This window comes from Saccharothrix texasensis (assembly GCF_003752005.1).
Classification (GTDB): domain Bacteria; phylum Actinomycetota; class Actinomycetes; order Mycobacteriales; family Pseudonocardiaceae; genus Actinosynnema; species Actinosynnema texasense.
The window spans coordinates 7706423-7732977 of sequence record NZ_RJKM01000001.1 but is presented as its reverse complement, the minus strand read 5'-3'; the positions used below and the strand labels follow the sequence as shown (position 1 = coordinate 7732977).

At 72.6% G+C, this 26555-nt stretch carries 24 protein-coding genes; 8 read left to right on the top strand and 16 right to left on the bottom strand.

Features of this window, described 5'->3' with window-relative positions; translation table 11 throughout:
- Positions 1–183: a CsbD family protein gene (locus EDD40_RS34785; RefSeq protein WP_123746665.1), complete on the bottom strand. Its 183-nt coding sequence runs from the start codon at positions 181–183 to the stop codon at positions 1–3.
- A 269-nt stretch (positions 184–452) separates the two neighbouring features.
- On the opposite strand from EDD40_RS34785, the gene EDD40_RS42070 reads away from it, so the two are divergent.
- Both EDD40_RS42070 and EDD40_RS34780 read left to right on the top strand, forming a co-directional pair.
- Entirely contained in the window at positions 453–620 is a 168-nt protein-coding gene (locus EDD40_RS42070) for a hypothetical protein (protein ID WP_170185294.1), read from the top strand.
- A 149-nt stretch (positions 621–769) separates the two neighbouring features.
- Positions 770–1282, top strand: a complete 513-nt coding sequence (locus EDD40_RS34780) for an ANTAR domain-containing protein (RefSeq protein ID WP_123746664.1) — start codon at positions 770–772, stop codon at positions 1280–1282.
- Here EDD40_RS34780 and treZ read toward each other — a convergent pair.
- From treZ to EDD40_RS34750, 6 genes are all read right to left on the bottom strand, one after another.
- A complete protein-coding gene (gene treZ / locus EDD40_RS34775; RefSeq protein ID WP_123746663.1) occupies positions 1263–2990 on the bottom strand; it encodes a malto-oligosyltrehalose trehalohydrolase in 1728 nt (575 codons plus the stop codon). The genes EDD40_RS34780 and treZ overlap by 20 nt on opposite strands.
- A complete protein-coding gene (gene treY / locus EDD40_RS34770) occupies positions 2987–5149 on the bottom strand; it encodes a malto-oligosyltrehalose synthase (protein ID WP_123746662.1) in 2163 nt (720 codons plus the stop codon). Before treY ends, treZ begins: the two co-directional genes overlap by 4 nt.
- A 155-nt stretch (positions 5150–5304) precedes the next feature.
- Entirely contained in the window at positions 5305–7428 is a 2124-nt protein-coding gene (gene glgX / locus EDD40_RS34765) for a glycogen debranching protein GlgX (RefSeq protein ID WP_123746661.1), read from the bottom strand.
- Positions 7429–7480: 52 nt separating this feature from the next.
- Positions 7481–7819, bottom strand: a complete 339-nt coding sequence (locus tag EDD40_RS34760; protein WP_123746660.1) for a hypothetical protein — start codon at positions 7817–7819, stop codon at positions 7481–7483.
- A gap of 91 nt (positions 7820–7910) precedes the next feature.
- On the bottom strand, positions 7911–9815 hold the full coding sequence (gene malQ / locus EDD40_RS34755; protein WP_123746659.1) for a 4-alpha-glucanotransferase: 1905 nt from the start codon (positions 9813–9815) through the stop codon (positions 7911–7913).
- Between the two features lie 136 nt (positions 9816–9951).
- A complete protein-coding gene (locus EDD40_RS34750; RefSeq protein WP_123746658.1) occupies positions 9952–10875 on the bottom strand; it encodes a LacI family DNA-binding transcriptional regulator in 924 nt (307 codons plus the stop codon).
- A 109-nt stretch (positions 10876–10984) separates the two neighbouring features.
- Here EDD40_RS34750 and EDD40_RS34745 point away from each other — a divergent pair, with 109 nt between their 5' ends.
- Entirely contained in the window at positions 10985–11449 is a 465-nt protein-coding gene (locus EDD40_RS34745) for a peroxiredoxin (RefSeq protein WP_123746657.1), read from the top strand.
- 6 nt (positions 11450–11455) lie between these two features.
- Here the strand turns inward: EDD40_RS34745 and EDD40_RS34740 are convergent, their stop codons facing one another.
- The 7 genes from EDD40_RS34740 to EDD40_RS34710 form a co-directional block, all read right to left on the bottom strand.
- Complete coding sequence (locus EDD40_RS34740; RefSeq protein WP_123746656.1) at positions 11456–12040, bottom strand: TetR/AcrR family transcriptional regulator; 585 nt, start codon at positions 12038–12040, stop codon at positions 11456–11458.
- A 2-nt stretch (positions 12041–12042) separates the two neighbouring features.
- Positions 12043–12993, bottom strand: coding sequence for an LLM class F420-dependent oxidoreductase (locus EDD40_RS34735; RefSeq protein WP_123746655.1), 951 nt, complete (start codon positions 12991–12993; stop codon positions 12043–12045).
- A gap of 175 nt (positions 12994–13168) precedes the next feature.
- Complete coding sequence (locus tag EDD40_RS34730) at positions 13169–14092, bottom strand: M23 family metallopeptidase (RefSeq protein WP_246038048.1); 924 nt, start codon at positions 14090–14092, stop codon at positions 13169–13171.
- Between the two features lie 309 nt (positions 14093–14401).
- Positions 14402–16516, bottom strand: coding sequence for a transglycosylase domain-containing protein (locus EDD40_RS34725; RefSeq protein ID WP_246038045.1), 2115 nt, complete (start codon positions 16514–16516; stop codon positions 14402–14404).
- Positions 16517–16844: 328 nt separating this feature from the next.
- Positions 16845–17951 (bottom strand): carbohydrate kinase family protein, encoded by a 1107-nt coding sequence (locus tag EDD40_RS34720; protein WP_123746653.1) that lies wholly within the window; start codon positions 17949–17951, stop codon positions 16845–16847.
- 22 nt (positions 17952–17973) lie between these two features.
- Positions 17974–18672 (bottom strand): RNA polymerase sigma factor ShbA, encoded by a 699-nt coding sequence (gene shbA / locus EDD40_RS34715; RefSeq protein WP_123746652.1) that lies wholly within the window; start codon positions 18670–18672, stop codon positions 17974–17976.
- Between the two features lie 180 nt (positions 18673–18852).
- Positions 18853–20100: an SAM-dependent methyltransferase gene (locus EDD40_RS34710; RefSeq protein ID WP_123748516.1), complete on the bottom strand. Its 1248-nt coding sequence runs from the start codon at positions 20098–20100 to the stop codon at positions 18853–18855.
- 226 nt (positions 20101–20326) lie between these two features.
- On the opposite strand from EDD40_RS34710, the gene EDD40_RS34705 reads away from it, so the two are divergent.
- From EDD40_RS34705 to EDD40_RS34695, 3 genes are read left to right on the top strand one after another with little or no spacing between them, the layout of a single operon-like run.
- Positions 20327–21154 (top strand): alpha/beta fold hydrolase, encoded by an 828-nt coding sequence (locus EDD40_RS34705; protein ID WP_123748515.1) that lies wholly within the window; start codon positions 20327–20329, stop codon positions 21152–21154.
- Positions 21155–21191: 37 nt separating this feature from the next.
- Complete coding sequence (locus EDD40_RS34700) at positions 21192–21377, top strand: helix-turn-helix domain-containing protein (protein WP_123746651.1); 186 nt, start codon at positions 21192–21194, stop codon at positions 21375–21377.
- Positions 21378–21381: 4 nt separating this feature from the next.
- On the top strand, positions 21382–21948 hold the full coding sequence (locus EDD40_RS34695) for a nucleotidyltransferase family protein (protein WP_123746650.1): 567 nt from the start codon (positions 21382–21384) through the stop codon (positions 21946–21948).
- 32 nt (positions 21949–21980) lie between these two features.
- Here EDD40_RS34695 and EDD40_RS34690 read toward each other — a convergent pair whose 3' ends face one another.
- Both EDD40_RS34690 and EDD40_RS34685 read right to left on the bottom strand, forming a co-directional pair.
- A complete protein-coding gene (locus EDD40_RS34690; protein WP_123746649.1) occupies positions 21981–22604 on the bottom strand; it encodes a hypothetical protein in 624 nt (207 codons plus the stop codon).
- Positions 22605–22626: 22 nt separating this feature from the next.
- Positions 22627–23445, bottom strand: a complete 819-nt coding sequence (locus EDD40_RS34685) for a lysozyme (protein ID WP_170185293.1) — start codon at positions 23443–23445, stop codon at positions 22627–22629.
- 290 nt (positions 23446–23735) lie between these two features.
- On the opposite strand from EDD40_RS34685, the gene EDD40_RS34680 reads away from it, so the two are divergent.
- Entirely contained in the window at positions 23736–24161 is a 426-nt protein-coding gene (locus EDD40_RS34680) for a hypothetical protein (protein ID WP_148088985.1), read from the top strand.
- A 133-nt stretch (positions 24162–24294) separates the two neighbouring features.
- Positions 24295–26427, top strand: a complete 2133-nt coding sequence (locus EDD40_RS34675; protein ID WP_123746647.1) for a transglycosylase domain-containing protein — start codon at positions 24295–24297, stop codon at positions 26425–26427.
- Positions 26428–26555 lie beyond the last annotated feature (128 nt).

Sequence of the window (26555 nt, the reverse complement as noted above, 5' to 3'; positions counted from 1 at the left end):
CTAGCGGTTGTCCCCGCGGAAGGCGTCCTTGACCTTCTCGCCGGCCTGCTTCAGCGAGCCCTTGGTCTGCTCGGCGCGGCCCTCGGCCTGCCACTGCTCGTTGTCGGTGGCGTCGCCGACGGCTTCCTTCGCCTTGCCCTTGAGCTCCTCGGCCTTGTTGCTGATCTTGTCGTCGGTCCCCATGGCCGTTCCTCTCGTCTGGGCTCTTCTCCGTCTCCCAGGGGATACCCCTCGCCCGGACGGGGAAACGCCGATCCGTGATCGCACACCTCGTGACTGTCGCCGCGGACCGCCCTCCGGGCCAGGTCAGTGCCCTGCAGGAGGGCTGGTGGGCGGTTCCCGAAGACCGTGTTCCGCGCCGGTGGAAAGCCCCTGAAGGGGTGGAGTGCCGCAAGTTGCCGGGCGCCGGGCCGATGCTGCTGCTATAGCCGGTCGACGCGCCGGAGCGGGCCGTGAACGGGTCGCGCCCCGACCTCGCGGCCGACGCCGACCCGACCGTGCCGCGGGCGGTGCGCGCCGCCCCGGCGGGCGACGAGTTCCGCGGGCCGCCGCCACGCTGGAACCCCTCCAGTTGCGCCGCACCGCCCGTCCTCTACTACGGTGATCGTCTACGCGGTTGAAAAGCCAGCCGCAAGCCACCCGGCGCCCGCGAGGGCACCAGGGTCAGCGAGAGCTGTGGGCTTGCCGGGTGCTGGCACCCGCGTGTCCGGACGCTCTCGCACCGCTGGCCTGGCTGACCGGTACCGACGTGCGAGAGAGGAGCCCGACCGTGGTCGGGGACAACGGGCATGACGATTCGCTGACCGCGCGGATCGCCAGCCTCGAGGCCGAGATCGTGGGGCTGCGCAAAGCGGTGCAGACGCGCACCGTGATCGGGCAGGCCACCGGATTGATATCCGCGGTGCAGGGCTGCACGCCCCAAGAGGGGTTCCAGCTGCTCGTGCGGATGTCACAGCACCACAACGTGAAGCTGCACACCATCGCGCTGAAGCTGCTCGACCTCTCGACCGAGCTGGGACCGAGGCAGGCCGTGCGCGCCGTGCACGCCTCCGCCGAGCCCGTGCCCGAACCGGCCGACGGCCACGTCGCCGCGCCCGAGTGGCCCGGGGTGGAGGTGGTGAACGCCGCACGCGGTCTGGTCGCGGCCTACGACGCGGCTCAGTACTCCGGCGACGACCGCCCGGAGGTGCGAAGACAGCTGGCCGACCAGGTCGAGTCGGCCGGTCGGCTGTTGGCCGAGAAGCTCACCGAGGTCGGTTGGCTCATCCCCGACCCGGGGTAGTGACCGACGCGCGGTCGACGATGGCGAAGGAGTCGGCGGGCAGGCGCACCACCTGCCCGTCCACTCCCACCTCCGCCGACGTGAGCAGCACCTCGCCCACCTCGTCGTCGAGCCGCACCTCGGTGTCGTCCCCGAGGTTGCACAGCACCCGCAGCGAGCCCCGGTGCAGCACGAGCACGTGGCCTTCCTCACGCACGGTGAACCGGTCCAGACGCGGGTCGGCGAGTTCCGGGCGCGACCGGCGCAGCGCGATCAACGCCCGGTAGAGGTCGGCCGGCTCCCGGTGGCCGGGCTCGGACACCTCGTCCCAGCGCAGCGTCGACCGCCGCACGGTCTCCGGGTCGATCGGGTCGGGCACCTCCGACTCGCCCCACCCGTGCCGGCCGAACTCGCGCCGCCGCCCGGTGCGCACGGCCTCGGCCAGCTCCGGGTCCGGGAACGACGCGAAGAACTGCCACGGCGTGCTCGCCGCCCACTCCTCGCCCATGAAGATCATCGGCGTGTACGGGGAGCACAGCACGATCGCCGCGCCCACGACCTGCCGCCGCCACGGCACCGAGGCGGACAGCCGGTCGCCGGTGGCGCGGTTGCCGACCTGGTCGTGGTTCTGCAGGTAGGCCAGGAACCGGTAGCCGGGCAGCCGGTCGCGATCCACCGGGCGGCCGTGGCGCCTGCCCCGGAACGACGACCACGTGCCCGCGTGGAAGAACACCTCGCGCAGCGTCCTGCCCAGCGCGCCCTCGAAGTCCGGGTAGTAGCCGGTCGTCTCGCCGCTCAACGCCACGTGCAGCGCGTGGTGCAGGTCGTCGGACCACTGGGCGTGCAGGCCGAGGCCGCCGCCTTCGCGCGCGGTCACCAGCCGGGCGTCGTTGAGGTCCGACTCGGCGATCAACGTCAACGGCCTGCGGACGGTGGCCGACAACGCGTCCACCTCGACGGCCAGCTGTTCCAGCAGGTGCTGCGCGCTGCGGTCCACGAGGGCGTGCACGGCGTCCAGCCGCAGCCCGTCGACGTGGAAGTCGCGCAGCCAGCCGGTCGCGTTGTCGATGACGTAGCGGCGCACCTCGTCGGAGTCCTCGCCGTCGAGGTTGAGGCCCGGTCCCCAGTCGTTGCTGCCCGCGAAGTACGGCCCGAACCGGTCGAGGTACGCGCCGGAGGGCCCGAGGTGGTTGTAGACCACGTCCAGCAGCACGGCGAGGCCCCGCGCGTGGCAGGCGTCGACGAACCGCTTGAACCCGTCCGGTCCGCCGTACGGCTCGTGCGCCGCGCCCCACAGCACGCCGTCGTAGCCCCAGCCCGCCGTGCCGTCGAACGAGTTCACCGGCATCACCTCGACGTGCGTGACGCCCAGGTCCACCAGGTGGTCCAGCCGCTCCACCGCGCCGTCGAACGTGCCGGCGGGCGTGAACGTGCCGATGTGCAGCTCGTAGATCACCGCGCCGGGCAGCGCGCGCCCGGTCCACGCCTGGTCGGTCCACTCGAACGCCGAGTGGTCGTAGACGCGGGACGGGCCGTGCACGCCGTCCGGCTGCCAGGACGAGCGCGGGTCGGGCAGCACGTCGTCGGAGTCGTCGAGCAGGAACCCGTAGTCCACGCCGTCGACGTCGGCGTGCCACCACCCGCCGGCGCCGGCGGTCATCTCGTGGTCCCGACCGTCGACCCGCACCCGGACGCGCTCGCGCGCCGGGGCCCACACCGAGAAACTCACCGATCTCCTCTTACCAGCAGTGCCACGGGGTAGCGGTCCAGCATCCCGGCCAGCGACGGGTCGGCCGGGCGGGAGGTGAGCACGTCGGTCCACTCACCCGGCGGCAGCGGCAGCACCGCGTCGCCCCAGCCGCCCGCGTTCGCCAATCCCACCGGAAGCCGGGTCGCCACCGCGATCAGATCCGTCCGCTCGAAGGCGACTACGTGCGGTGCGGTCCGCCCGGACGCTTCCAGCGGCCGGTAGCCGCGGAACAGCTCGGGCCGGTCGCGGCGCAGCCGCAGCGCGCGCTGCACGACGAGCAGCTTGGCCGCGCCCGAGTCGTCCACGTCCGGCAGCCAGCCGTCGTCGAGCCGGTCCAGCAGCCGCCGCCGCACCTCGTAATCCACCGGTCGCCGGTTGTCCGGGTCGACCAGCGACAGGTCCCACAGCTCGCTGCCCTGGTAGACGTCCGGCACGCCGGGCGCGGTGAGCTGCACCAGCTTCTGGCCGAGCGCGTTGGACCAGCCGGGCACGACGATCCGCTCGACGAACGAGGCCACCTCGGCCGCCACGGGACCGGACAGCACCTGCTCGGGCCACGCCGCCACGGCCGCCTCGAACGCCTCGTCGTGGTCGACCCACGTGGTGCGGACCTTCGACTCCTTGGCCGCCTTGTCCAGGTAGGCGCGCATCCGGTCGGCGGTGATCGGCCACGCGCCGACCAGCGACTGCCACGCCAGCATGGTCAGGGACGGTTCGCCGATCGGGTGCGCGGCGGTCCACCGGCGCACCGACTCGGCGAACTCGCCGGGCAGCTCGGCCAGCACGGCAAGCCGGGCCCGCACGTCCTCCGAGCGCTTCGTGTCGTGCGTCGACAACGCCGTCATGGTCGTCGGCGAGCCCGCTTCCCGTGCCGCCGCGCGCGCGTGGAACTCCTCCGGCGGCACCCCGAACCGGTCCGGCGCGCCGCCGACCTCGTTGAGCGCCACGAACCGGGTGTACCGGTAGAACGCGGTGTCCTCGGTGCCCTTCGCGACCACCATGCCGGACGTCTGCTGGACGCGGGTGGCCAGTTCGCCGTGCGGTTCGGCGCGCACCTGCCGGTCCAGCTCCCGGGCCGCGGGCGACGTCGCCGCCCGCACGGCCGCCGTCCACGCGTCGAGCCCTTCGGGCAGGTAGGAGCGGTAGACGGGGAAGTTCACCAGCACTTCGGCGACCGCCCGTTCGGCTTCTTCGCGGTCCGCGTCGCGCACCAGGGCGGCGATCCGCCGCACCTCGGCGCGCAGGATCGTCCGGGCCACCAGGTCGCGGCACTCGTGCTCGACGGCGGCGAAGTCCGTGGGCACGCCGAGCTCCTCGGCCAGCGCGGTGAACGCCGCCTCGCCCGCCGGGTCCACGAACAGCCCGCCGACTTCGCGCAGCGCGTCGTAGCCCGTGGTGCCGTCGACGGGCCAGCTCACGGGCAGCCGCTCGTCCGCGCCGAGGATCTTCTCCACCACCAGCCACACGCCGGCGCGTTCCCGCAGCCGCCGCGCGTACCCGCCGGGGTCGGCCAGGCCGTCGGGGTGGTCGACCCGCAGCCCGGTGACCTCGCCGGCCGCGACCCAGCGCAGCACTTCGCCGTGGGTCGCGTCGAACACCTCGGGGTCCTCGACCCGCACCGCGGCCAGCGTGGTGATGTCGAAGAACCGGCGGTAGTTCAGCTCGGTGTTGCCGCGCCGCCAGAACGCCAGCCGGTAGTGCTCGTGCTCCTCCTCCGACTCCTCGTCGGCGGCGAAGGGCAGCAGCAGCGGCCCGGAGTCCCAGTCGATGTCGAAGTACTTCGCGTACCGCGACCCCCGGCCGTGCCGGAGCACGTCCGCCCACCACTGGTTGACGTCGTCGTGGCCGACCGCCATGTGGTTGGGCACGATGTCGAGCACGAACCCCAGCCCGGCCCTCTTGAGCGCCTTGTGCAGCGCCACGCGCCCCGACTCGCCGCCGAGCTCTTCCCGGGCGCGGGTCGGGTCGACCACGTCGTAGCCGTGCGTGGAGCCGGGCACGGCCTCCAGCACGGGCGAGGCGTACAGCGCGCCGACGCCCAGGGCGTCCAGGTAGTCGACCACGGCCTCCGCGTCGGCGAAGGTGAAGTCGGGCGTGAACTGGACCCGGTAGGTCGACGCGGGCGCCGCGCCGACCACCTCTCCCCCGGCCGACGCACGCCCCGAACCGGCCGCTTCGTCACCGATCCGAGGTTCACCGACCGGAGGCTCACCGGTCGGTGACGCGTCGCTCCGCAGGGGTCCCCCCTGGGGGTCCCCTGCTGTCAGGTTACCGGCGGGGTCCGACAATTCCGTCACTCCTGCTCCAGCCGCTGCAGCACGACCAGCGAGCGGGCGACCAGGGTCAGCGTGCCGCCTCCCGGCACCACGTCGCCCTGACCGGGCGGGGTGACCTCGCCCGTCGCGGTGTCGATCACGACCGTCCACTGCGGACCGTAGCCTTCCTCGGGCAGGGTCACCTCGATGTCCTCGTGGTGGGCGTTGAACGCGAGCAGGAACGAGTCGTCCAGCACCCGCATGCCCCTCGGGTCGAGGTCGGGGATGCCTTCGCCGTTGAGGAACACCACGACGCAGCGGCCGAAGTCGTCGCCCCAGTTCTGCTCCGTCATCTCTTCACCCGAAGGTGTGAACCAGGCGATGTCGCGGAGTTCGTCGCCCTTGCGGATCGGCTTGCCCTGGAAGAACCGGCGCCGCCGCAGCACGGGGTGCTGCCTGCGGAACGCGGTCACCGCCGAGGCGAACTCCAGCAGGTCGCGGTTCTTCTCCGCCAGCGTCCAGTCCACCCAGGACAGCTCGGTGTCCTGGCAGTAGGCGTTGTTGTTGCCGTGCTGCGTCCGGCCGAGCTCGTCGCCGTGCAGCAGCATCGGCACGCCCTGCGACAGCAGCGTGGTGGCCAGCAGGTTCCGCCGCTGCCTGGCCCGCAGCTCGTTGACCTCGGGGTCGTCGGTCGGCCCTTCGACGCCGCAGTTCCACGACCGGTTGTCGTCCGCGCCGTCGCGGCCGTCCTCGCCGTTGGCGTCGTTGTGCTTGTCGTTGTACGACACCAGGTCGTTGAGGGTGAACCCGTCGTGCGCGGTGACGAAGTTGATCGACGCGTACGGGCGGCGGCCGTCGTCCTGGTACAGGTCCGACGAGCCGGTGATGCGGGACGCGAACTCGCCGAGCGTGGCCGGTTCGCCGCGCCAGAAGTCGCGCACCGTGTCGCGGTACTTGCCGTTCCACTCGGTCCACAGCGGCGGGAAGTTGCCGACCTGGTAGCCGCCCGGCCCGACGTCCCACGGCTCGGCGATCAGCTTCACCTGCGAGACCACCGGGTCCTGCTGCACCAGGTCGAAGAACGTCGACAGCCGGTCGACGTCGTAGAACTCGCGGGCCAGGGTGGCGGCCAGGTCGAACCGGAACCCGTCGACCCGCATCTCCGTCACCCAGTACCGCAGCGAGTCCATGATCAGCTGCAACGTGTGCGGGCTGCGGACGTTCAGCGAGTTCCCGGTGCCGGTGTAGTCCATGTAGAACTTCGGCTCGTCGTCCACCAGCCGGTAGTACGCCTGGTTGTCGATGCCGCGCATGGACAGCGTGGGCCCGAGGTGGTTGCCCTCGGCGGTGTGGTTGTAGACCACGTCGAGGATGACCTCGATGCCCGCCTCGTGCAGGGCGCGCACCATGCCCTTGAACTCCTGCACCTGCGTCCCGGTCTCCGGCATCGCCGTGTAACCGGCATGGGGCGCGAAGAACCCGATCGTGTTATAGCCCCAGTAGTTCCGGAGGCCTTTCTCCTGCAGTCCGTGATCGGTGATGAAGTGGTGCACCGGCATCAGCTCGACCGCGGTGACGCCGAGGCCCTTGAGGTGGTCGATCACCGCCGGGTGCGCCAGGCCCGCGTACGTGCCGCGCAGGCTCTGCGGCACCTCGGGGTGCTGCATGGTCAGGCCGCGCACGTGGGTCTCGTAGATGACCGACTCGTTGTACGGCGTGTTCGGCGGGCGGTCGTTGGACCAGTCGAAGAACGGGTTGACCACGACCGCCAGCGGCACGTGGCCCGCCGAGTCGAGGTCGTTGAGCGCGTCGGGGTCGCCGAACCGGTAGCCGAACAGCGACTCGTCCCAGTCGACGTCGCCGGTGATCGCCTTGGCGTACGGGTCGATGAGCAGCTTGTTCGGGTTGCAGCGCAGGCCGCGCGCCGGGTCGTGCGGTCCGTGCACGCGGTAGCCGTACAGCTGACCGGGGCCGACGCCGAGGAGGTAGCCGTGGTGGACGAAGCCGTCCACCTCGGGCAGCCGCACGCGGGTCTCGGTGCCGTCGCCGTCGAACAGGCACAGCTCGACGTAGTCCGCGACCTCCGAGAAGAGGGTGAAGTTGGTGCCGACGCCGTCATAGGTGGCGCCGAGCGGATAAGGAGTTCCGGGCCAGGGCCGCACAGGGTTTTTCCTCCGGACGAGCTGGAACGATCCGACCCCTAACCGTTCTAGGTCAGGGTCGGGAGCCGTGCGACCTGACGAGCTGGCCGCGGGCCGCGACGAGGAGCAGCCGGGCCTCTTGGAGTTCGCCGTAGCGCAGGTGCTCGCAGGCCGCCTCGGCGCAGGCCACCGCCTGGGTGAGCGCGTCGTCCGCCCCGGCGTCGACGCGCCGCAGGGCGGTCCTCAACGACTCCTCGGCGTGCCCGATCCCGGCGAGCGGGTCGGCCAGGTTCGACGGCCGGACGTCCACCAGGACCCTCTCGACGGTCGACTCCAGGGCGACCGCGGGGCTGCTGTGGGGAACCGCCTGTTCGGGCACGAGCCCGGTGCGGGTCATCAAGTCGGTGTTCACGGGTGACTGCCACCTCCAACCATGGCGCGGGTGACTGGCTGACGATACTCCGCGGCCGGGCCGCGTGCTGTGACGTGCGGGTTTCGCTTCATCACGGGCCGTTCCCGCCCGCCGCGGGCGGACGACCGGCGGCCAGCGCCACCGCCGCCCGCCGCACGCCCGGGTCGTCGAACAGGTCGGCGAGCGCGACGGGCAGCGGGATGCGCCAGTTCGGGTACTGGTCGGTGGTGCCTGGCAGGTTCGGCTGGCGCTTCTCGCCCAGCGCGTCCTGCGGGGAGGTCAGCACGAGCACGGAGCGGACCTTCGCGAGCAGGGCGTGGAACCCGGTAACCAAGTCATCGGCAGGGACACCTTCTTGCTTGAGGAGTTCGAGCAACTCGCCGCGTTCCCGGTCGGCTGCTTCATATTCCCCGTCCGCGGGTCCTTCAAACTGCCCCAGGTCGGCTCGCACCCGGACGTGTTCGGCTGCGAGGAACCCGGCCACGGTCGGCAGGTCGTGGGTGGAGATGGAGGCCATCGCCGACGCGGTCCACTTCTCCGGCGGGATCAGCGGGTGGTCCGGCAGGTCGTACTCGCGCTGGAACCACAGCACCGCGGAGCTGAGCATCCCGTGCTCGTGCAACGCCTCGGTGACCTTCGGCTCCACCGTGCCGAGGTCCTCGCCCACGACGACGGCGCCCGCCCGGTGCGCTTCCAGGGTCAGCACGGCGAGCATCGCCTCGGGGTCGTAGTGGACGTACGTGCCGCGCTTGGGCTCCTCGCCCGGCGGGATCCACCACAGCCGCCACAGGCCCGCGACGTGGTCGATGCGGATGCCGTCCGCGTGCCGCAGCACGCTGCGCACCACGGCCCGGAACGGCTCGTAGCCCTGCTCGGCGAGCCGGTCGGGCCGCCACGGCGGCAGGCCCCAGTCCTGGCCCAGGCGGCTGAACGCGTCCGGTGGCGCGCCGACCGTGACGTCCGCGGCGAACGCGTCGCGCACCGCCCACGTGTCCGCGCCGCCGGGGTGCACGCCGACCGGCAGGTCGTGCACGACGCCGACGGCCATGCCCGCGTCGTGGGCGGCCCGGCGCGCGGCGGCCAACTGCTGCTCGCACAGCTCCTGCAGCCACGCGTGGAACGCCACCCGCTCGGGGTCGGGGGTGGCGGTCGCCGGGTCGCGCTGCGCCGGCGGCCACTCGCGCCAGTCGGGGCCGTGGGCCTCGGCCAGCGCGCAGAACCGGGCGAAGCCCAGCAGCTCGCCCTCGGGCGCGCGGTGCTCCTGGCGCCGCCAGAGCAGTTCGAGCGCCTTCGCCTTGGCCGTCCACACGGCGTCGTAGTCGATCAGCTCGGTGTCGTTGGGCGGGCGCAGCGCGTCGATCTCCGCGCGGGTGGCGTCGTCGGCGTCCCGGTAGGCCCGCAGGTCGGAGATCCGCAGGTAGAGGGGGTTGGCGAAGCGGCGGCTGGACGGGGAGTACGGGGAGCGCTCCACCGGCAGGGTGGGGCTGATCGCCTGCACCGGGTTGACCAGCAGCACGCCCGCGCCGAGTTCGGTCGCGCTGCGCCGGGCGAGGGTCGCGAGGTCGGCGTAGTCCCCCATGCCCCACGACTCGGCCGAGCGCATCGCGTAGAGCTGGAGCATCCACCCCCACGCCCGGGGCACGGGCGGGAGCCGGCGCGGCGCGACGATCACGGTGCGCGCGCCGAGCCGGTGGTAGCCCGGCGGCAGCACGGCGGGCAGCTCGACCCGGCCGCCGTCCTCCAGCTCGACCGCGCGGTCCCCTCCCGGGCCGGTCTCCTCCAGCACGTCGCCCTCGCGCAGGACGATCGTGCTCGGGGGTGGTTTCGGGGCGGCGAGCGCGCGGCGCACCGCCTCCGGCGTCGAGGCGTCCACGTCCAGCTGCGCGAGCACCGCGACGACCACATCCGGGTCGACGTCGGCTCGGCGTTGGTTCGCGTCCTCGTAGTGAGTGGCCACGCCGTGGGCCTCGGCCAGTGCCGCGAGCTCGTCGTCCACGTCGGACAGCTTCGCCTTCCCCGTAGGTTGGGATCCAGACCGGTGACAAGTGGTCACCCGAAGGTTGCAGGAAGTTGCCCGAGGTTTATAACCCGGGCGAGTGATGCCCAAACCTGTTCACCCGGTATTCACGCGCTCAGGAATCGCGGGCCGGTCCGGTCGACCCGCGCACCACCAGCTGCACCGAGGGCGGCTCGGTCTCGTCCTGCTCGCCGCGCAACCGGGCCAGCAGCACTTCCACGGCGTGCTCGCCGCGTTCGCGCCACGCGCCCTCCACCGCGGTCATGCCCACCGCGCGGGCCAGGTCGGTGCCCTCCAGGCTGACGATCGACACGTCGCCGGGCACGTCGCGCCCGTCGCGGCGCAGCCGCAGGAACACGCCGAGCGCCACCTCGCCGCTCGTGCTGATCACCGCGGACGGCAGCCGCTCGCCGTCCAGCAGCGCGTCCACCACCTGCTCGCCGCCCGCCACGGTCGAGGACGACCACAGCGTCCACTCCGGACGGACCGGCAGGCCCTGGGCGACGAGCACCTCGTCGTAGGACTCGTCGATGTCGCCGGCCAGGACCAGCGCGACGTCCCGGTGGCCCGACCCGGTGAGGTGGCCCACGGCCAGCCGCAGCGCCTCGCGCAGGTCGTCGTCCCACACCGCGACCACGGGCACGTCCAGGCCCGTCAGCGCGGCGTCCTCGGCGTCGGTGAGGTTGACCGCCAGCGCCAGCACGCCGTCGACCCGCCGGGCCAGCGGCAGCTCGTCGAAGAACCGCTTGCGCGCCTCGGCGTCGCGCAGCACGTAGAGCAGCACGTCGTACCCGGCCTGCCGCAGCGCGCCCTCCGCGCCCGCGAGCAGGTCGCCCCGCCCCACGTCGGCGGTGAGCACCGCGACGGCGTAGCGGCGCCCGCCCGCGAGGCTCGACGCGTCCCGGGCGATCGCGTACCGCATCCGCTTGGCGACCTCGGTGACGTACCGGCGGGTCGCGTCGGACACGCCGGGTTCGCCGCGCAGCGCCCGCGACACCGTCGCCGCGGACACCCCGGCGGCCCGTGCCACGTCGGACATGCTCGTCAACTCACACCTCCCGGCCTGGTACGAGATTAGCGAGAACCGTACGGTTGCCTCGGCGCGAGCACCCCGCGAGACGTGATCGACACCCGGCGGAAGGACCTCCATGAAGCCCGGCGACCAGGCACCCGACTTCACCCTGCCCGACCAGGACGGCACGCCGCGCGCCCTGTCCGACCTGCTCGCCGACGGGCCCGTGGCGCTGTTCTTCTACCCCGCCGCGATGACCTCCGGGTGCACCGCGGAGAGCTGTCACTTCCGGGACCTGGCGACCGAGTTCGCCGAGGTGGGGGCGCAGCGGGTGGGCATCAGCCCGGACTCGGTGCAGCGGCAGAACCAGTTCGCGACGCTGAACGACTTCGACTACCCGCTGCTGTCCGACGGCGACGGCGCGGTGGCCGCCGCGTTCGGCGTGAAGCGCCGCTTCGGCCCGCTGCCCGTGAAGCGGCACACGTTCGTCATCGACACCGACCGCACCGTGATCGAAGTCATCAAATCCGAGTTCGCCATGAACGCGCACGCCGACAAGGCGCTCACCGTGCTGCGCGAGCGGGCCGGCCGCGCGACCTGACCTCGGCTAGTCGGGTCTGAGCCCGGCGAGGACGAAGTCGGCGATCTCCCCGCCGAGCCGGGTGGGCGACTTGGGCCCGTCCGGCCGGTACCAGGTGGGCAGCTGGTTGACCACGCCCAGGGCGATCAGGACCACCGTGTCGGCGGGCACGGCGGAGCTGAACCCGCCGTCGCGCTGGGCCTGCTCGACCACCGACCGGAACGTCTCGTGGTAGCGCCGCCGCTCGGAGCGGAAGGCGGCCATCCGGTCGGCGTCGAGCCGGTGCATCTCGCGCACGAACACCGCGGTCTCGTCCACGCTCGCCGCCGTCGTCTCGACCAGGCTGACCACGATCCGCCGCACGGTGGTGGCCGCGTCGAGGTCGGCCGACACGATCCGGTCGAGGTCGGCCATCTGCCGCCCGATCAGCGCGCGGTAGATCTCGAACAGCAGGTCGTCCTTGGAGCCGAAGTAGTGGTAGAGGGCGCCCTTGGTGACCGAGGCGGCTTCGACGACCTCCTGCACGGTCGTCGCGTCGAACCCCTTCGCGGCGAACAACCGCACGGCCGCGCCCACGATCCGCTCGGGCGTCGACCCGGCCCGCCGCGCCACGGTCAGGCCCCCGGCGCCAGCGCGCGCACCAGGTCGAGCTGGTCCCCACCGGTGGGCAGCAGGGCGATGACGGGCGTGTCGACGCCGTTGGCCGCGTACTCGGCCACGCGCGCCCGGCACCGGTCGACGCCGCCGTGCACGATCAGGGCGTCCACCACGTCGTCCGGGATGAGCGCGCCCGCGCCGCGCCGGTCGCCGGACGCCCACGCCTCGTGCATCGGCCGCAGCGCCTCGCCGCGGCCCAGCCAGTCGTGGAACGCCGCGTAGGCCGGGACGGTCAGGTAGGTGCTGATCAGCATGCGGCCCAGCGCGCGGGCCGCGTCGGCGTCCTCGGTCGGGCACACGAAGATCCGGGCGGCCAGCTCGCCGCCGCCCATCTCGGCGCGCACCTTGGGCACGTCGGCGGCGCCGAGCCAGTTGGTGATGGCGCCGTCGGCCTCGCGCCCCGCCAGCCGCAGCATGCCGGGGCGCAGCGCGGCCAGCATGATCGGCACGGGGTGCGCGGGGGCGCGCTCCAGCTTGAAGCCGCGCACGGTGAACGTCTCGTACTCCTCGGAGACCTTCTCGCCGGTCAACGCGGCCTTGAGGAACCTCAGCGTGTCCCGCGTGCGCTTGAACGGCTCGTGGAACGGCACGCCGTTCCACCGTTCGACGATGGCGGGCGAGGACGAGCCGATGCCCAGCACGAACCGGCCGCCGGACACCTCGGCCAGCGTCGCGGCCGTCATGGCCAGCGTCGCCGGGCCGCGCGTGTAGACGGGGGCGATGGCGGTGCCGAGCCGGACGCGGTCGGACCACTGCGCGGCGAGCGCCAGCGGCGTGAAGGCGTCGGTGCCCGCGGTCTCGGCCGACCACACGTCGGTGTAGCCGAGCCCGGCGAGCTCGGCCACCAGCGCGCGGTGGTCGAGCACCGGCACGCCCGTCAGCGGCAGGGTGATTCCCCAACGACCCACGATCGCCTCCCTGAAGGTGTCCGACGGCCACCGTACCTCAGGTACCGACCAGTCGGTATGCCCATCGGGGCGGTCTCACCCGTCGTGTCCGCGGGCCCCGGACACCGTTCTGCCCCGCCGGTCGGGTCCGGCGGGGCAGAACGGTGGACGTGCGGTGCGACGGGTGCGCGAGGCGTCAGAGGGAGATACCGCGCTCGCCCAGCCAGCCGACCGGGTCGATCTTCTGCGAGCCGTTGACCCACACCTCGAAGTGCAGGTGGGGGCCGGTGGACTGGCCGCGGTTGCCCATGGTGGCGATCTGCTGGCCCGCCTGGACCTGCTGGCCGGCCGACACGAGGGTCTCGTTGACGTGGCCGTAGATGGTGATGGTGCCGTCGTTGTGCTGCACGCGCACCCACAGGCCGAAGCCGGACGCCGGGCCCGCCTCGACCACGACGCCGTCCATCGCGGACAGGATCGGGGTGCCGATGGAGTTCGCGATGTCCACGCCGTAGTGCGTCGTGCCCCAGCGGGAGCCGAAGCCGGAGGTGAACTGGCCCTCGGCGGGCTTGACGACCGTCGGACGCCTCGCCGCCGCGGCGGCGGCCTCCTCGGCGGCCTTCTGCTCGGCGGCCCGGGCCTGCTCCTGGGCGATCCGGGCGTTCTCGGCGTCGACGCGGGCCTGCTCGGCCGCCGCGGCGTCCTGCTGCCGCTTCAGCTCGGCCTGCCGGGCGGTGAAGCCCTCGGAGGCGTGGCGGATCGCCTGGTCCACGTGCTGCCGGACGAAGAGCCCTTCGGAGCGCATGAGCTTCGCCGCCTCGAACGCGGGCTCGACGGCGTGCACCGTGCGGACGTCGGGCTGGGCGGGCGCCGTGCTGTGCACGAGCGCCGCCGCCAGGTCGGAGCCGGCGGCGACCGGGAGGAACCGGGTGTCGCCGCCGTCGAAGCCGCCGCCGGCGGCGCCCACGCCGGTGGCGAGGGCGCCTGCCGCGACCACTGCGGCCGCGACCCGGCCACTGACGGGTTTCCGATCGCACTCGGCGCGATGAGAGCGGTTGCCGAACGGCGTGCGGGGCGCGGTGAACGCGCGTCGACCGTCGGCCTTCGTGTGCCGTGCCAAGGTAGTGCCTTCCTGCATCGGGGAGCACGGCCCGGCCACAGGGACACCTGGCGGGGGATCCAGGCCGGCGGCGCTTTCGGGGAGCGACGCCGTGTCCCTATGGTGACCGAACCGTGACATGCGGCGGGGACCGTAACCCGATGTAACAAGAAAGGGCAAGCCTCGGCACTACGACTAGTGCTTTTTGGTGATGCACCCCACTGATCGTCACGCAGCGTGTTGTAGTAATCGGCAGTTCCGTATCGTGCCGTTATGAAACCCCTGGTCAGAGGCGACGTCGAGGCTGACGTAACCCGTGACGAAGGTCGACTACCGGTAGCGCGGCTCGACCGGCGGCAGGGCGGCCGGCGGCTTGCCCTCGTGGATCACCCGCATGGCGTTGAACCACGTCGGCGCAGCCACCTGACCACCGAAAACACCACCGGCGTCGTTGGTGCCGCAGAGCCTCGGCGGGGTGCCGTTGCAGATCACCTGCGGCGCCACCCCATCGGTGAACGTCATGACCGCGCCGGCGAACTGCGGGGTGGCGCCGATGAACGCCACCGACCAGTGGTTCTCGGTGGTGCCGGTCTTGCCGATCATGGGCCGGTTCCAGCCGTTCGCCGCGCCCGCCGCCGTGCCGCCGGGCTTGGTGTCCCCGCTCATGCCGACGGCCAGCGCGTTCGCCACCTCGGGCGCGACGGCCTGGTCGCAGGGCGCTTCCTTCAGCTGCACCGGCTTGCCGTTGCGGTCCACGACCTGCTCCACCGGCGTCGGCGGGCACCACTTGCCGCCGCTGACGATGGTCGCGGCGACGTTCGACAGCTCCAGCACGCTGGTCGGCCCGGCGCCGAGGGTGAACGAGCCGCTGTTGTCCCGCTTGTAGACGTCGCCCTGGGACGGCCCGTTGGAGCCGTCGGCCTTGAGCGGGTCGCCCTTCCAGTCGACGCCCTGCATCGACTCGCGCAGCCCGAGCCGGTAGGCCATGTCGACCACGTTGTTCAGCCCGGCCTTCTCCTCCAGGATGATGAACGCGGTGTTCGGCGACTGGGCCAGCGCCTCGGTCAAGGTCATCTTTTCCTTGTAGTCGCCCGCGTTCTTGACCGTGTAGGGCTTGCTGCCGTCCTTGTAGACCTTCGAGGTGTAGGTCTTCGGCACGTCGATCTGCTTGTCGATGCCCGTGACGCCGCGCTCCAGCGCCGACGCGGCGGTGAACACCTTGTAGATCGAGCCCGCGCCGAACTTGGTGACCTCGGCGGGGATGGAGTAGGCGCTCTGCCCGGCGTCGGCGTTGTTGCCGAAGTCGCGGTTCGCGGCCAGCGCGCGCACCCGGTGCTTGTCCGCGCCCGGCTCCACCACGGCCATCGCGTTGGCGACGCCCGGCTGGGTCTTCGGCACCTGCCCCTCGGCGGCCTCCTTGGCCGCGCGGGTGGCGACCGGGTCCATCGTGGTGGTGATCGTGTACCCGCCGCGCAGCAGCTCGTCGGTGGGCAGGCCCGCCTTCTCCAGGTAGTCGATCAGGTAGCGGCAGAAGAAGCCGTAGACCGGCCCGTCGCCCGCGCCGACGCAGCCGTTGGGCAGCAGCCTCAGGTCGGGCACGACGCCGATGTCGGCGGCCTTGTACTCGGCGGCCTTCTCGTCGGCGACCTTCGCGTCCGGGCCGAACGCGCCGTTGTCGCGCATCCGGTCGATCACGGTGTTGCGGCGCTTGATCGCGGCGTCGACGTCGGAGCCCGGGTTGAGCCGGCTCGGCTCGTTGACCAGGCCGGCGAGCATCGCGGCCTGCGGCACGGTCAGCTTGTCCGGGGTGGTGTCGAAGTAGGTGCGGGCCGCCGCGCCGACGCCGAACGCGCCGTTGCCGAACGGGACGACGTTGAGGTAGGCGGTGAGGATCTCGTCCTTGCTCATCTTCTGCTCGAGCTGGGTCGCGATCCGGGCCTCGCTGATCTTGCGGCCCAGCGTCACCTCGGTCGCCTTCTCGTAGGCCTCCTCGGAACCCTTGCCGACGACGAAGGCGAGGTAGTTCTTCACGTACTGCTGGGTGAGCGTCGAGGCGCCCTGGCTGGCGCCGCCGTCGACGCCCGCCTTGGCCGCGGCGCGGGCGATGCCCTGCCAGTCGACGCCCTTGTGCTCGAAGAACCGCTTGTCCTCGATCGCGATGATCGCGGCCTTCATGGTGTCGGCGATGCCCTCGGACGGCACGGGCACGCGGTACTGGTCGTAGAGGTAGGCGATCGGCTGGCCGTGCATGTCCAGCACCGTCGTCACCAGGGGCAGCTCGGCCTTGGTCAGCTCACCGGAGGTCTGGTCCACCGTGTCCGCGGCCCGGTTGGACGCCAGGCCGAGGCCGCCCACCACCGGGAACAGCACCGCCGCGACGAGCACGCCCGCCATCAGGCACAACCCCACCAACTTGACCAGACCTGTCGCGCGCGCGGCGAACACTGAACCAGCAACCCCTTCCACAACCCCGCGGGAACCCCCACTGACTAAGTCGCACGAAGAGCACCGCGGGTTGCTCCGCCGGGAGCAGAAGTTTCGGCGCGATCTTCGACGACGCTCGTCGAAGTTACTCCTGCCCGCCGGAGGCCGTGGTCAAACCCCACTGGGCCGGACGGGGGAGCCCGCCAGGCACGGGAAGGTGATCAGCCTCACGCCCGCCCGGCGGCACGCCCGGCCCCTCGGCCCGGGGTCCGATCGGTGTCGCGACCCGTCCATGATCGAAGGGGCGGGGGCCGCCGGCAAGGTCACGATCAGGTGGTCCCGGCGGCGGTCAGCTCGACGCGCGCAGCCGGATCGTCGCGCTGGCCCGCCGGACCTCGACGCCGGTGTGGTCCGGCACCACGTCCTCCAGGAACCCGTAGCCCTTCAGCTCCTCGTCCGGCCGCCGCGACACCGTCCGCCACCACGTGGCGATGTCCACCCACCCCGGCGCGGACAGCGAGCCGCCGAAGTGCTGCACGGAGAGCGCGGCGCACAGGTTCGCGAACCGCACGCGGTGCGCCAGCGGCCAGCCGGACAGCGTCCCGAGCACGAACCCGGCGCCGAACACGTCCCCGGCGCCGGTCGAGTCCAGCGGCGCGACGTTCAGCCCCGGCACGTCCACCACCTCGCCGGTGGCCGAGTCGACCGCCACCGCGCCGCCGCCGCCGCGCGTCACCACCACTACGGGCACGTGCTCGGCCAACGCCATCGCGGCGCGCTCCGGCGTGTCGCACCGCGTGTACCGCTGGGCCTCGGCGTCGTTGGGCAGGAACACGTCGTACTGCTCCAGCCGCCGCAGCAGCCCGGGCGCCCACAGCTCGGTGCGGTCCCACCCGATGTCGGCGAACAGCAGCGCGCCCTGCTCCTTCGCCTGCGCCACCCACCGCTCGTCCTCGGCGCCCACGTGCACGAAGCACGCCCGCGTGCGCGGCGGCGGGTTCAGGATCTCGTCGGCGGACACGGGCGGCTGGTGGCCGTGCGTCACCATCGACCGGTCGCGGTCCATCGCCATGGACACGGTCACGGGCGAGTGCCAGCCGTAGTACCGGCGGCAGTGGGTGAGGTCGACGCCCTCCTGCTCGGAGAGGACCTCCCAGCAGAAGTCGCCGTAGACGTCCTCGCCGAACGCGGCGGACAGCGCGGTCCGCAGTTGCAGCCTGCTCAGCGCCACGGCGAGGTTCGCGATCCCGCCGGGGCACGAGCCGAGCCCCTCGGCCCACACCTCGGTGCCCGGGGCGGGCGGTCGGGGCAGGCCGGTGAAGATGATGTCCAGGAACACCGTGCCGGACAGCAGCACGTCGAACTCCGGGTCGGGTCCCGCGCCCGGCGCGGGCGGCGACGCCGACCGGTCCGACGGCGGCACGAGCGGTGGCACGGGCGGAGGCGTGGCGGCCATGGCCCAACGATGCCAGTCCGGGTCAGCCGTCGACAGCCGCGAACATCTCGCGCATTCGGGCCAGCGCACGGTGCTGCGCGACGCGCACCGCACCCGCGGTCGAGCCGACGGCCGCCGCCGTCTCCTCCGCCGACAGCCCCACCGCGACCCTGAGCACCAGGATCTCCCGCTGCCGCTCGGGCAGCTTCTGCAGCAGCTGGGTGACGTGGCCGATCAGCTCGCCGGTCATGGCCCGCTGCTCCGGTCCGGCCTCCAGGGTCGGCGTGTCGGGCAGTTCGGGCACGACTTCGGCCCGGCTGCGCACCGCGCGTCTTCGGGCGTCGGCGACCTTGTGCGCGGCGATCCCGTACACGAAGGCCAGGAACGAGCCGGGCTCGTAGTGGTACCTGCCCAGCGCCGACACCACGGCCAGGCAGACCTCCTGGGCGATGTCCTCGGCCGAGACGAGCGTGCGCTCCCTCGACCCGACCCTGGCCCGGCAGTAGCGCAGCACCAGCGGCTGGATGCGCGCCAGGAGCTGGCCGACCGCGCGCGGCTCGCCGAGCAGCGCCTCGTCGACCAGCTCGGACAGCTCCGCCTCGGCCAGCCACCGGGCGGTCACCTGTCGCGGCCCCTCGCCGACGACCAGCCTGACCTCGGGACGACCTGGCACGTCAGCGGCGCAGCGGACCGCGCCGACCCCCACTTCGACGTCGGCTCGCACGGATGCGTGCTGCACCATCCGGCGACCTCCTCACGCTTGTGTCGAACCTCCGGCCATCCCGGCTCATTGATGAGGAGCACGCAGCGGCGCTCCTGATACGGGACGGGCCGAAGCCGACCACGATCCGACTGAGCGTGGTCGGGACAGCACCCGACGGTGACGGCGGATGCGGCCGTTCGGCGCAGTGGCCGGGGGCGGCTACTTCACCGCGGCGAACTGCCGCACACCCAGGTGGCCCACCCGGAAGCCCGCTTCGGAGTAGGCCAGGTAGAACTCCCACATCCGCCGGAACGTGTCGTCGAAGCCGAGCGCGGCGACCTCGTCCCACCGGGACAGGAACCGCTCCCGCCAGCGGCGCAGCGTCTCGGCGTAGTCGCGGCCGAACTCGCGGCTGTCGACCACCCGCATCGCGGTGTGCGCGCGCACGGTGTCCTCGATCGCCCGGACGGACGGGATCAGGCCGCCGGGGAAGACGTACTTGTGCACCCAGCCGTAGCTGCCCGCGCTCGCGCGCATCCGGTCGTGGGGCATGGTGATGGACTGGAGCCCGAACCGGCCGCCGGGCAGGAGCGCCCGGTCGACCGCGGCGAAGTAGGCGGGCCAGTACTCGGCGCCGACGGCCTCGACCATCTCGACCGACACCACGGCGTCGTAGCGGCCGCGTTCCTCCCGGTAGTCGCGCAGGTGGACGGCGACGCGGTCGCCGACGCCGGCGTCCTGCGCCCGCCGCACGGCCAGGGCGCGCTGCTCGGCGGACAGGGTCAGGGACGTGACGGTCGCGCCGCGCCGGGCGGCCCGGATCGCCAGCGCGCCCCAGCCCGTGCCGATCTCCAGGACCCGGCTGCCCCGGCGCACGCCCGCGTAGTCCAGGACGCCGTCGATCTTGCGCAGCTGCGCGTCGGCGAGCGTGCCGCCGCAGCCGTCGAACCAGGCCGACGAGTAGGTCATCGTGTCGTCGAGGAAGATCCGGAACAGGTCGTTGGACAGGTCGTAGTGCCGGTGGGCGTTCCGCCTCGAGTTGGCCACGTCGTTGCGGTCGGACTCGGGGTGGCGGCGCTCGACCCAGCGGCGCAGCGGCTGCAGCGCCGGCGGGACCAGGGTGGTGAGCCTGGCCGCGAACGCGGTCAGCAGGTCGGCGGGCTCCGCGGACGTCCAGTCGCCGACCATGTACGCCTCGCCGAACCCGATCTTGGCGTCGACGCCGAGCCGGCGGAAGAACGCGTCGGGCCGGTGCACGCGCATGGCGGGCGCGGCCGGACCGCCCGCGCCGAGCACCTGCCCGCCGGGCAGCTCCACGCGCACCGGCGCCGCGCGCACCGCGCGGCGGAACAGCGACTCGGCGATCCGGGCCCGCACGACGGACGGCGGCGGGCTCCACAGGCCGGGCCAGACGCCTTGGCCCGGCCGGGGCAGGTCGGGGGCACGCCGGGTGGTTCTCGGCGACATCGGCCACTCCTGGGACTGCCGGCACGCGGCGCCCACGACGCCGTGCACCGCCGGACGGGTGATGGCGCAGGCCACGCGCGGCCCGCGCCCGTCCATGGTGGCACCGCCGCCGGAGCGGGCAAGCCGGCGCCGCCGCGACGGCCCGCCGCCACTCCGGCCGGTCACCGCGCGCGAGAATGCGCACCGCTACCCGTGGACCGGTCGAGTGATGGGACAGAGGATCACCGTGATCGAACAGCTGAGCGTGCGGACCGACGAGGGCGACTTCGACGCGATCGCGGCGGGCCCCGAGGACGGCCGGCCGGTGCTGCTGCTGCACGGCTTCCCGGAGGCCGCCGTCGAGTGGGAGCACCAGGTGGCGGTGCTCGGCCGCGAGGGCTTCCGGGCGGTGGCGTTCGACCAGCGCGGCTACTCCCCCGGCGTGCGGCCGGAGCGGGTGGCCGAGTACGGCGTCGACGCGCTGGTCGGCGACGTGCTGGCGGTCGCGGACTCGTTCGGGTGGTCGGTGTTCGACCTCGTCGGCCACGACTGGGGCGGCGCGGTGGCCTGGTGGACCGCGGCCGAGCACCCCGGGCGGCTGCGGAAGCTGGCGGTGGTGTCCACGCCGCACCCCGGCGCGTTCGCCGAGGCCCTGCGCACCGACGAGGACCAGCACCTGCGGTCCGGCTACCTGACCGACTGGCGCAACAGCACCACCGAGAAGCGGATGCTGGACGAGGACGGCGCGGCGCTGCGGCAGATGTTCGAGTGGCGGGTGCCGCCGAGCCGGGTGGACGAGTACGTGCGGCGGCTGGCCGAGCCGGGCGCGCTGACGGCCGCGTTGAACTGGTACCGCGCCGGGCGTCCGGGCGGCAAGGCCGGGAAGGTGTCCGTGCCGACGATGTACGTGTGGAGCACGGAGGACGTGGCGTTCGGGTCGACGGCGGCGTTGAGCACCGGCGACTGGGTCACCGGCCCGTACCGGTTCGAGATGCTGGAGGACGTGTCGCACTGGGTGCCGGAGGAGGCGCCGGAGGCGTTGACGGCGCTCCTGCTGGAGCATCTCTCGTCCTGATTGAACCGCCCCCGGGTCGCCGCACGTGTTCCCGCGTATGACGGAGTTGACCTACTCGGAGCGCAGGGTCGCGACCCTCGCCGCGTGTGGCCACAGCAACCGGGCGATCGCGATGCGGTTGCACATCACCGTGAGCACGGTGGAACAGCACCTGACCAGGGTCTACCGCAAGCTGGCGGTGGCCGGCCGGGCGGAGCTGAGGGGGCACCGGGCCCTAGTGTGACCGCATGGCGGTCGCGGGGTTGCTGCTCGCCGCGGGCGCCGGGCGGCGGTTCGGCGGGCCCAAGGCGCTGGTGGCGCACGGCGGCGTGCTGTGGGTCGACCGGGCCGCGGCGGTGCTGCGCGACGCGGGCTGCGCGCCGGTCGTCGTGGTGCTCGGCGCCTCGGCGTCGTCGGTGCGCGCCCGGGCGGCGCTGACCGGCTGCGTCGTGGTGGACAACCCCGACTGGGCCACCGGCATGGGCTCGTCGCTGCGCGCCGGGCTGGACGCGCTGGCCGGTGTCGCGGCCGACGCGGTCGTCGTGCTGCCGGTGGACACGCCGGGCGTCACGGTCGCCGCGGTCGAGCGGCTGCGGGCGCTGGCGTCCCCGGGGGCGCTGGCGCGGGCCTCCTACGACGGCGCACCCGGCCACCCGGTGCTGATCGGCTCCGGGCACTGGGCGGGGGTGGCCGCTTCGGCGGTCGGCGACGCCGGCGCGCGCGACTACCTGCGCGTGCACGGCGCGCTCGACGTGCCGTGCGGCGACGTGGCGGACGGCGACGACGTGGACCACCCGCGGGACCTCCCGACCTGAGCGGTGTCCGCCGGGCGGCGGGCGCGTGGCCGTCACGCGGAGGTCGGGCGCTGCTCCTCCGCGTCGGGCTGCACGACGGGCAGCGGCCCGGAGATGATGCGCGGCATCGGCACGTCCAGCGACGGCGCGGTGTCCGCGGTCCAGCGGTCCGGCCCGTCCACCTGGCCGGCGAGCAGGGCGCGCGCCTCCGCGGTCGCCTGCTGCACGATCTCGCGGGCCCGCTGCTCGGCCTCGGCGAGCCGCCGCTGCGTCTCCTGCTCGGTCTCGTCCAGCAGCACGGCCTGCTGCCACGCCACCTCCTCGGCCCGCTTGAGCATCTGCTCGCTGCGCTCCCGCGCGTCGGTCTCGAAGGCGTCCGCCTTCTGCCTGGCCACGTGCATCAGGTAGCGGATGCAGCCGGACACGGCGTTGTCCTTCGCGTAGCCCGCGTGCAGCACCCGGTACTCGCCCAGCTCGCTGCGCGCGTCCTCCAGCTCCCGCATCAGGTCGTCGGCGGTGGCCACGGCCCCGTCCCGGTCCAACCGGAGCACCTCCAGCTCCTCGCGCAGGCGGGCCGCCTCCTGCCGCGAGCGGGCCAGCTCCCCGTCCACCTCACGCCGGTCGTAGCCGCGCCACCGCACGGGGAAGGCCGTGCCCTGGGACTTGTCGATGTGCATGGCTGCCGCCGTTCCGGACGACTCAGCCCCGGGCCAGCGCCACGAGGTCGTCCATGGTGCCGTTGAACAGGTTCTGGTCGATCGGGGTCGACGTGTGCTGCCAGATCGCGTGCGCCGACCAGCGGTGCGGCAGCGGGCCGACGCTGTCGGCGTAGCGGGCCACCCACAGCGGGTTCGTCCCGGTGAAGTCGCCGAGGCTGCCCGTGCACAGGTCCCACCAGGTGGTGGACGTGTAGATCATCGGCCAGCGGCCGGTGCGCAGCTGGTAGGTCTCGCTGAACTGCCGGATCCAGGCCACCATCGCCTCGGGCGCGAGCCCGTAGCACTTGTCCTCGCCGTACGGGTTGTACTCGACGTCCACCGCGCCGGGCAGCGTGGCGCCGTCGGCGGCCCAACCGCCGCCGTGGTCCACGAAGTAGTTCGCCTGCGCCGCGCCGTCGGACTTGTCGGGCAGCGCGAAGTGGTACGCGCCGCGCACCATGCCCACCTCGCGCGAGCCGCCGTACTGCCGGCCGTACTCCGGGTTGACGTAACCGGTGCCCTCGGTGGCCTTCACGTAGGCGAACCGCATCCCCTGCGCCCACCAGTGCGGCCAGTCGACGTCACCTTGGTGGCTGCTCACGTCCATGCCGGGGACCGCGGGGCCGGGGAGCACGAGCTCGGACGCGTCGACCGGGTGCGCGCCCTCGTGCTTGGCGATCTGCGAGCCCGCCGCGTGGTCGGCGGAGCCCTCCACCTCGGGTTCGGCCCCGGTCGCCGGCACGTGCAGGGCGGCGAGGCAGAGGAGCACCACCGCCGACGCGGTCGTGCGGGACGGCCACCTGTGTGATCGCGCCGGCATGGGACTTCCTCCCCTTCTCCGCCCGGGCGGAGCCGTGCTCGACCCGACGGCTCGCGGTGGCTCGTCGCCGGGACTTTCTGCTCGAACGGCTACCACCGCACGTGCCCGGACAACCTGAAGAAGTCGTTTCCACCTGATCGAATGACAGAAGCCGTCTTTCGCGGCACACCATGTGACCATCAAGTGTGCGTGCGTGACGATCAATTCGTCGACCACTGGGGAAAGCCGGCATGAAGTGCCACTTCCGGGGGCACTCACCCGATGAGCGCGACGCACGGAAGGTGAGAGCCATGACGACGAGCCAAGTGGACTGGGAGCCGTTCATCGAGTCACTGCACGAGGCGGCCGCCCTGTGGGACCGGGGCCTCGCGTGCCGGGCCAGTCGGCCGCAGGTCGACGACGACGTCGACGCCGACCCGCCGCGGGTCGTGCCGATCACCGAAGCCGAGGCGGAGCGGCTGATGAGGGCCGTGGCGTTCCTCGCGCGGCGGCTGAGCGTGGCCGCCGAGTGCGTCGTCTACGTGACCGCCGAGTCGAGGCTGGAGGCCACCGAGGGCGACCCGGCGGGGCAGGCGGACGCGTTGTCGCTGACCGCGCTGCACGCCGCCGCGATGCGGCACGCGGCCGACCTCGCCAGCGCCGCCTTCACCCGCTCCGACACCGTCGCGCTCAACCGCCTCGACGCCACACCTGTCAGCCGCCCCGACGCCGCGTGAATCGACGCTGAGTAGAAATGTTCACGAACGGGTGAACAATGGTGGGCTAAACACCAGGTCGCGATTATCCGCAGTTGCGGTGAAACCGGCTCCCCGGTGTTTCCACCGCCCGTCCGGGCGTAACTCCCCAGACATGCGCACCGCCTCCGTCGCGAAACTCATCGGCCTCTGCCTCGTGGCCGGGGTGCTGGTCGCCGGGATGGCGATCCCGGTCGTCGGCGCCGCCGGCCTCGTGTCCAACCGGGTGAGCGACCACGTCGCCGCCACCACGGTCAGCATGATGGACTCGCCGCCGCCGCTGATGACGACGATCACGGACAAGGACGGCGTCCCGTTCGCCTACCTCTACGACCAGTACCGGGTGCTCACGCCGCCGGACAAGGTCGCGCAGGTGATGAAGGACGCGCTGGTGTCCGCCGAGGACCGCCGGTTCTACGAGCACAACGGCGTCGACTGGTTGGCCACGCTGCGCGCCGCGCTGCGCAACCAGTCCGACGGCTCCGTCTCGCAGGGCGCTTCCACGCTCACGCAGCAGTACGTCAAGAACCACCTCGTGCACGTGCTGGAGCGGGAAGACGCCGGCGGGCAGAAGAAGGCGCAGGAGCAGACGCTGGCCCGCAAGCTGCGGGAGGCGCGCATCGCGGTGCAGGTGGAGTCGCAGCTCACCAAGGACGAGATCCTGTCGCGGTACCTGGACGTGGTCCCGTTCGGCGGCACGATCTACGGCATCGCGGCGGCGTCCCAGGCGTACTTCGCCACCACGCCGGACCGGCTGACCGTGCCGCAGGCGGCGCTGCTCGCCGGGATGGTGAACAGCCCGACGTTCCTGGACCCGGAGTCCCGGCCGGACAAGGCGATCGAGCGGCGCAACATCATCATCGACCGGATGGTGGAGAACGCCAAGCTGTCCCGCGAGCAGGCCGAGGTGCACAAGCGCACGCCGCTGGGCCTGGCCGAGCCCGTCCGCCCGCTGCCGACCGGGTGCGTCGGGTCCGGTGTGGAGTTCGGCTTCTACTGCTCGTTCGTGATCAACCACCTGACCCGCAACGGGTTCTCGTTGAACGAGCTGAAGGTCGGCGGCTACACCATCCAGACCACTTTGGACCGCTCGCTCACGCAGCAGGCGAAGCTGGCGGCCGAGACGCAGGTGCCGAAGACGACGGAGGGCATCGCGAACACCGCGGCGGTCGTGCGGCCGGGCAAGCAGCGGCACGAGGTCGTGGCGCTGGTGGCCAACCGGGACTACGGGCTGCACAAGGAGCAGTTCCAGACGCAGTTCGACCTGCCGAGCGCGGTGGAGAACAAGTTCGGCGCGGGCTCGGTGTACAAGGTGTTCACGGCCGCGTCGGCGTTGGAGAAGGGCGGGCTCGGCATCGAGAGCGTCATCGAGTCGCCCGGGTCGTACGCCTCGCGCGTGTTCCGCGGCGGCGCGCCCGGGTGCCCGGGCACCGGCGAGCCGTTCACCTACTGGTACTGCCTGCGCAACCACGACGGCAGCTACCCGCCCCGGATGCCGTTGAAGGAGGCGCTGGCGACCTCGCCCAACACGGCGTTCGTGATCCTGGAGGAGCGGGTCGGGTTGGACTCGGTGGTCGACATGGCCTACCGGCTGGGGATGCGGGACACGCTGGCGACGAACATCGCGGGCGTGCCGCCCGACCCGAAGTCGAAGCAGAAGGAGCTGCGGGTGACGCAGGCCGACTTCTACAAGAAGGCCGGGAACGCGTCGTTCACGCTCGGGCCGGCGCCGACCAGCACGCTGGAGCTGGCGAACGTGGCGGCGACCCTGATGTCGGGCGGCGTGTGGTGCCCGCCGACGCCGATCGTGAAGGTCACCGACCGCAACGGCAAGGACACGGGGTTCACCGACGCGCCGTGCGAGCAGGTCGTGGAGGAGCCGCTGGCGAACGCCCTGGCGGTCGGGCTGAGCGGCGACGACCAGGACCGCGGCACGGCCGCGGCGGCCGCGAAGGACTACGGGTGGACCCGCCCGGCGCTGGGCAAGACCGGCACGACCGAGGAGTACAAGTCCGCGGCGTTCCTGGGCGCGACCCCCGACTACGCCGGCGCCGTGCAGGTGTTCAACGACAGCACTTCGCCACGGGGCATCTGCGTCAAGGCCGGCCCACCCCGGCTGTGCGGCGAGGGTGACATCTACGGCGGCACCCTGCCCGCGCGCACCTGGTTCGACTTCATGATGAAGGCCCACGCCAACCTGCCGGAGAAACCGTTGCCCCCGGTCGAACCGCGGTATCTTCGCCCCTGACGTCCGACGCCCGCCTCCCGGCCGCACGACGCCGCCGCCACCCCAGGCACCCCGCCATCACACCATCGGGTGATCATCGCCCGACAATGTACGGAAACACTGTTACCGCACCTCGGTTGATATGACCG

Bases quoted from the DNA above. Each gene is read 5' to 3' on its own strand.
- EDD40_RS34785 (WP_123746665.1), bottom strand. From the start codon at position 183: ATGGGGACCGACGACAAGATCAGCAACAAGGCCGAGGAGCTCAAGGGC.
- EDD40_RS34750 (WP_123746658.1), bottom strand. From the start codon at position 10,875: ATGTCCGACGTGGCACGGGCCGCCGGGGTGTCCGCGGCGACGGTGTCG.
- EDD40_RS34745 (WP_123746657.1), top strand. From the start codon at position 10,985: ATGAAGCCCGGCGACCAGGCACCCGACTTCACCCTGCCCGACCAGGAC.
- EDD40_RS34720 (WP_123746653.1), bottom strand. From the start codon at position 17,951: ATGGCCGCCACGCCTCCGCCCGTGCCACCGCTCGTGCCGCCGTCGGAC.
- shbA (WP_123746652.1), bottom strand. From the start codon at position 18,672: ATGGTGCAGCACGCATCCGTGCGAGCCGACGTCGAAGTGGGGGTCGGC.
- EDD40_RS34710 (WP_123748516.1), bottom strand. From the start codon at position 20,100: ATGTCGCCGAGAACCACCCGGCGTGCCCCCGACCTGCCCCGGCCGGGC.
- EDD40_RS34700 (WP_123746651.1), top strand. From the start codon at position 21,192: ATGACGGAGTTGACCTACTCGGAGCGCAGGGTCGCGACCCTCGCCGCG.
- EDD40_RS34695 (WP_123746650.1), top strand. From the start codon at position 21,382: ATGGCGGTCGCGGGGTTGCTGCTCGCCGCGGGCGCCGGGCGGCGGTTC.
- EDD40_RS34690 (WP_123746649.1), bottom strand. From the start codon at position 22,604: ATGCACATCGACAAGTCCCAGGGCACGGCCTTCCCCGTGCGGTGGCGC.
- EDD40_RS34685 (WP_170185293.1), bottom strand. From the start codon at position 23,445: ATGCCGGCGCGATCACACAGGTGGCCGTCCCGCACGACCGCGTCGGCG.
- EDD40_RS34680 (WP_148088985.1), top strand. From the start codon at position 23,736: ATGACGACGAGCCAAGTGGACTGGGAGCCGTTCATCGAGTCACTGCAC.
- EDD40_RS34675 (WP_123746647.1), top strand. From the start codon at position 24,295: ATGCGCACCGCCTCCGTCGCGAAACTCATCGGCCTCTGCCTCGTGGCC.